The organism is Microbacterium sp. zg.Y909, from assembly GCF_024626565.1.
On the sequence record NZ_JANJFJ010000357.1, the window covers coordinates 1 to 4,520 of the forward strand.

At 70.7% G+C, this 4,520-nt stretch carries 6 protein-coding genes and 1 pseudogene; all 7 read right to left on the reverse strand.

Annotation, left to right across the window (positions count from 1 at the left end):
* A partial coding sequence (locus tag NQ160_RS19065; protein ID WP_257516685.1) for a DUF21 domain-containing protein occupies nucleotides 1-357 on the reverse strand: 357 nt, incomplete at its 3' end.
* On the reverse strand, nucleotides 354-824 hold the full coding sequence (ybeY, locus tag NQ160_RS19070; protein ID WP_257516686.1) for an rRNA maturation RNase YbeY: 471 nt from the start codon (nucleotides 822-824) through the stop codon (nucleotides 354-356). The genes ybeY and NQ160_RS19065, both read right to left, overlap by 4 nt.
* Complete coding sequence (locus tag NQ160_RS19075) at nucleotides 821-1,846, reverse strand: PhoH family protein (protein WP_257516691.1); 1,026 nt, start codon at nucleotides 1,844-1,846, stop codon at nucleotides 821-823. Before NQ160_RS19075 ends, ybeY begins: the two co-directional genes overlap by 4 nt.
* A 58-nt stretch (nucleotides 1,847-1,904) precedes the next feature.
* Nucleotides 1,905-2,252, reverse strand: a complete 348-nt coding sequence (locus NQ160_RS19080; RefSeq protein WP_257516687.1) for a histidine triad nucleotide-binding protein — start codon at nucleotides 2,250-2,252, stop codon at nucleotides 1,905-1,907.
* A 70-nt stretch (nucleotides 2,253-2,322) separates the two neighbouring features.
* The gene (locus NQ160_RS19085) at nucleotides 2,323-3,057 is read right to left on the reverse strand and encodes a 16S rRNA (uracil(1498)-N(3))-methyltransferase (RefSeq protein ID WP_257516688.1); all 735 of its coding nucleotides are present in this window, start codon (nucleotides 3,055-3,057) and stop codon (nucleotides 2,323-2,325) included.
* A gap of 2 nt (nucleotides 3,058-3,059) precedes the next feature.
* On the reverse strand, nucleotides 3,060-4,169 hold the full coding sequence (gene dnaJ / locus NQ160_RS19090; protein WP_257516689.1) for a molecular chaperone DnaJ: 1,110 nt from the start codon (nucleotides 4,167-4,169) through the stop codon (nucleotides 3,060-3,062).
* Between the two features lie 39 nt (nucleotides 4,170-4,208).
* Nucleotides 4,209-4,520, reverse strand: a pseudogene (locus NQ160_RS19095) (heat-inducible transcriptional repressor HrcA); the annotation flags it as partial.

A 4,520-nucleotide genomic window follows, 5' to 3' on the forward strand; every position in this document is an offset into this window, starting at 1 on the left:
CGCGTGCTGGCGTCCCGCCGAACGCGGACTGGCGCCCACCAGCACGAACGACACCACGGTCATGAGGAGCGCGGCGGCGAGCATCGCCCACCAGATGTTGTCGAAGGCCAGGGTGAATGCGACCGTCACCAGCACCGCGGCGGTGGTCTCGGCGAGGATGCGGATGAACACCACCGCGTTGCCGTGCGCCTCGGGGTCGTCTGCGATCTTGGTCAAGGCGGTGCGCGACCGGGCGGTGGCGGCGAGTTCGGTGAGGCCTGCGCGCCCCGTGACCGCCAGAGCGGCGTCGAGGGCCGCCATGAGGCCGCCGAGGGCCACCAGAACAACGGCGGCGAGCAGCAGCAGCAGCTCGGTCATGTGCGGGGGCGCCGCCGCTCAGCCGCGGCGAAGTCGAGGATGAGCTGCTTCTGCAGCCCGAACATCTCGCGCTCTTCTTCGGGCTCGGCGTGATCGAAGCCGAGCAGATGCAGCAGACCGTGCGTGGTGAGCATCACCAGTTCGTCGAGCGTGGAGTGGCGTGCCGCGAGCGCCTGCGCCTCGGCCACCTGCGGGCAGAGCACGATGTCGCCCAGCAGCCCGGCGGGGGTCGGCATGTCTTCCGTTCCGGGGCGCAGCTCGTCCATCGGGAAGCTCAGCACGTCGGTCGGACCGGGCTCGTCCATCCACTGCACGTGCAGCGCCTCCATCGCGCCTTCGTCGACGAGCAGAATCGCCACGTCGGCGTCGGGACTGACGTTGAGGCCCGCGAGGTTGTGCTCCATGAGTCGCAGCAGCACGGTCTCGTCGACCGGCACTCCCGACTCGTTGTTGATCTCGATGGTCATGAGCGTCCTCGTTTGGGAATGTGGTCGCGCGGCCCGGCGGAGCGCGACGCACCGCGCCGTTCGGCGCGGTTGGCGAATTCGGATGCCTCATCGCGCTCACGCCGGTGGGCGAGGCGCTGCTCGTCGTAGACGCTGTACGCGTCGACGATGCGCCCGACAAGGGTGTGACGCACGACGTCGTCACTGGTGAGCTGGGCGAAGTGGATGTCGTCGATGTCCTTCAGCACGCGCGTGACCAGGCGCAGCCCCGAGGTGCCCTGCGGCAGGTCGACCTGGGTGATGTCGCCGGTGACCACCATGCGGGTGCCGAAGCCCAGGCGGGTGAGGAACATCTTCATCTGCTCGGGGGTGGTGTTCTGCGCCTCGTCGAGCACGACGAAGGAGTCGTTCAGGGTGCGACCGCGCATGTACGCCAGCGGCGCGACTTCGATGGTGCCGCTGGCCATGAGCTTGGGAACGAGCTCGGGGTCGAGCATCTCGTTGAGTGCGTCGTACAGCGGGCGCAGGTAGGGGTCGATCTTGTCCGTCAGCGAGCCCGGCAGAAAGCCCAGCCGCTCCCCCGCCTCGACGGCGGGACGGGTGAGGATGATGCGGTTGACCTCTTTGCGCTGCAGGGCCTGCACGGCCTTGGCCATCGCGAGGTAGGTCTTGCCGGTACCGGCCGGACCGATGCCGAAGACGATGGTGTTCTCGTCGATCGCGTCGACGTAGGCCTTCTGGCCCGCGGTCTTCGGGCGGATCACCTTGCCGCGCGTGGTCAGGATCGCCTCGCCCATGACCTCGGACGGCCTCGGGCCGTCGCTGCGCAGCATGCGGCTCGAACTCGAGACGTCGACGGCGTCCAGTCCCTGACCGGCGCGGGTCATGGTGATCAGCTCGTCCACGAGCTCGCGTGCGGCGACCACCGCAGCGGCATCCCCCGACAGCGTGATCTCGTTTCCCCGCACGTGCACGTCCACGTCGGGGTGCTCCCGCTCGACCACCCGCAGCAGGCGGTCCTGCGGTCCCAGCAGCTGCACCATCGCGACGCCGTCGACCCAGATGCGGTCGACCGTGACGTCGCCCGAGGGCTCCCCTGCGTCAGCTTGCGACACTCGACTCCTCCAAGCCACCGGCCAGTACGTGCGCGTGCACGTGGAAGACGGTCTGACCGGCACTCGGGCCGGTGTTGAACACCAGACGGAAATCGCCGTCACCGTGCTCGGCGGCCAGGCTCGAGGCCAGGCCGACCATCTCGGCGAGCAGCTGCGGGTCACCCGCAGCGAGCTCGGCGACGTTGCGGTACTCCTGTGTCTTGGGGATGACGAGCAGATGCACCGGGGCCTGCGGGGCGATGTCGCGGATGGCGAACGCGTTCTCGGTCTCGGCGACGATGTCGGAGGGGATCTCGCCGTTGAGGATGCGCGTGAACACGCTCGGTTCAGTCATGCGGTCCAGTCTACCGAGCGCCCCGCTCACTGCGCCCTGCCCCGGGACGCGGGCGCGCGCCGCGTCGCCGTCACCAGCGGCCGAGCGACGCGTTCACGACGGCGAGGGCAGCCGGTCCCGCGGTCGAGGTGCGCAGCACCGTCGCGCCCAGGCGCACCTGCACCGCGCCGGCGGCATCCAGTGCCTGCAGCTCTTCGGGCGCGATGCCGCCCTCGGGGCCCACCACCAGCACGACGTCGCGATCGTCATCGGTCAGCGCAAGCGTCGTCAGAGCGACGGATGCCGTGGGCTCGAGAACCAGCACGTGGGCCGTCTCGGCCATCTGCGTCAGCTGCCGGGTGGTGACGACGGGGGCGACCTCCGGAAGCCACGCCCGGTGCGCTTGCTTTCCGGCCTCGCGGGCGATGGTCGCCCAGCGGGAGCGGCCCTTCTCGGCCTTGGCCGCATCCCAGCGCGAGATGCTGCGGGCCGCCTGCCAGGGGATCACCTCGTCCACGCCGAGCTCGGTCGCGGCCTGCACGGCGAGCTCGTCGCGGTCGCCCTTCGCCAGCGCCTGCACGAGCACCACGCGGCGAGCCGGCGCCGGTACGACCTCGCGCTCGAGGACCTCGACGACGACCTCGCGAGGCGCGACCGACGCGCAGACGCCGGTGAGCCAGGTGCCACGGCCGTCGCCGAGGGTGACGCCCTCGCCCACGCGCACGCGCCGGACGGCGGCGGCGTGGTGCGCCTCGGCTCCCGTCAGCGTGACGTGGTCGCCGGGCGCGGCTCCCTCGGCCGCGTCATCGACGAAGTGCAGCGCCATCGTCAGGCGCGGAATCGGTCGCGAAGCTTGGAGAAGAGACCCTGGTGGAACTCGGCCAGCCGCGGGCTCGGCGACTTCGTGCGCCGGGCGAAGTCCTCGATGAGGGCACGCTCCTTGGCGTCGAGGCGCGTAGGCGTCACCACGTGCACGGCCACCCTCAGGTCCCCGCGCTGCGCGCCGCGCAACGGCGTGATGCCGCGGCCCTTGATCGTGAGCACGTCGCCGGACTGCACGCCGGGGCGCACCTCGAGGTCGACCGGACCGTCGAGCGATTCGATGGTCGTCGTCGTGCCCAGGATGGCGTCGGGCATGGACACCTCGAGAGTGGCGAGCAGGTCATCGCCCTCGCGGCTGAAGGTCTCGTGCGACGCCACCGTGACCTCGATGTACAGGTCGCCGTTCGGGCCGCCCGCGGGGCCGACCTCGCCCGATCCCGGCAGCTGCAGGCGCAGGCCGGTCTCGACGCCCGCGGGGATGTCGAGCGACACCGTGCGCCGGGCGCGCACGCGTCCCTGGCCCTGGCACGTGGTGCAGGGGAACGGAATGGTCGTGCCGTAGCCCTGGCACACGTTGCAGGGCTGCGAGGTGACCATGTTGCCGAGCAGGCTGCGCACGGTGCGCTGCACGTGTCCGGTGCCGTGGCAGATGTCGCAGGTCGCCGGCTGCGTGCCGGGCTGGCAGCACGAGCCCTGACAGGTGTCGCAGAGCACCGCGGTGTCGACCTCGATGTCGCGGTGCACCCCGAACACGACGTCGCCCAGCTGCAGCGTGACGCGCACCAGCGCGTCCTGCCCGCGTTCGCGGCGCGATCGCGGCCGCCCCGACCGGCCCCCGCCGCCGCCGGCACCGAAGAACGTCTCGAAGATGTCGCCGAAGTTGGTGAATCCGCCGGCGCCGCCGAGGCCGCTGTCGCCGCCCATGTCGTAGCGCGCGCGCTGGTCCGGGTCGCTGAGCACGTCGTAGGCGTGGGTCACCAGCTTGAAGCGCTCCGATGCCTCCTCGCCCGGGTTGACGTCGGGGTGCAGTTCACGCGCGAGACGGCGATACGCCTTCTTGATCTCGTCAGGGGTCGCGTCGCGCGAGACGCCGAGTACGTCATAGTGGTCAGCCACAGTCGCCTTTCGTGCCGCGGCAAGGCGGCGTCGGGTTCGTCAGCGCGAGCGCTCGTCTTCTTCGAGCAGCCGGCTCAGATAATGTGCGACGGCGCGCACGGCCGCCATGTTCGTGGGGTAATCCATGCGCGTGGGGCCGAGCAGCCCGATGCGCGCACGGGAACCGGTGGCGTCGTAGTCGCCGGTGATGACGGATGCCTCGGCGAGCCCGAACGGCTCGTTCTCGCGCCCGATGCTCGCCGCCAGACCCTGGTCGTCCGGGACCATCTCGGTCATGAGGCGGATGAGCGTCACCTGCTCCTCGATCGCCTCCAGCAGCGGGTAGATGCTGCCGCGGAAGTCCTGCTCCCG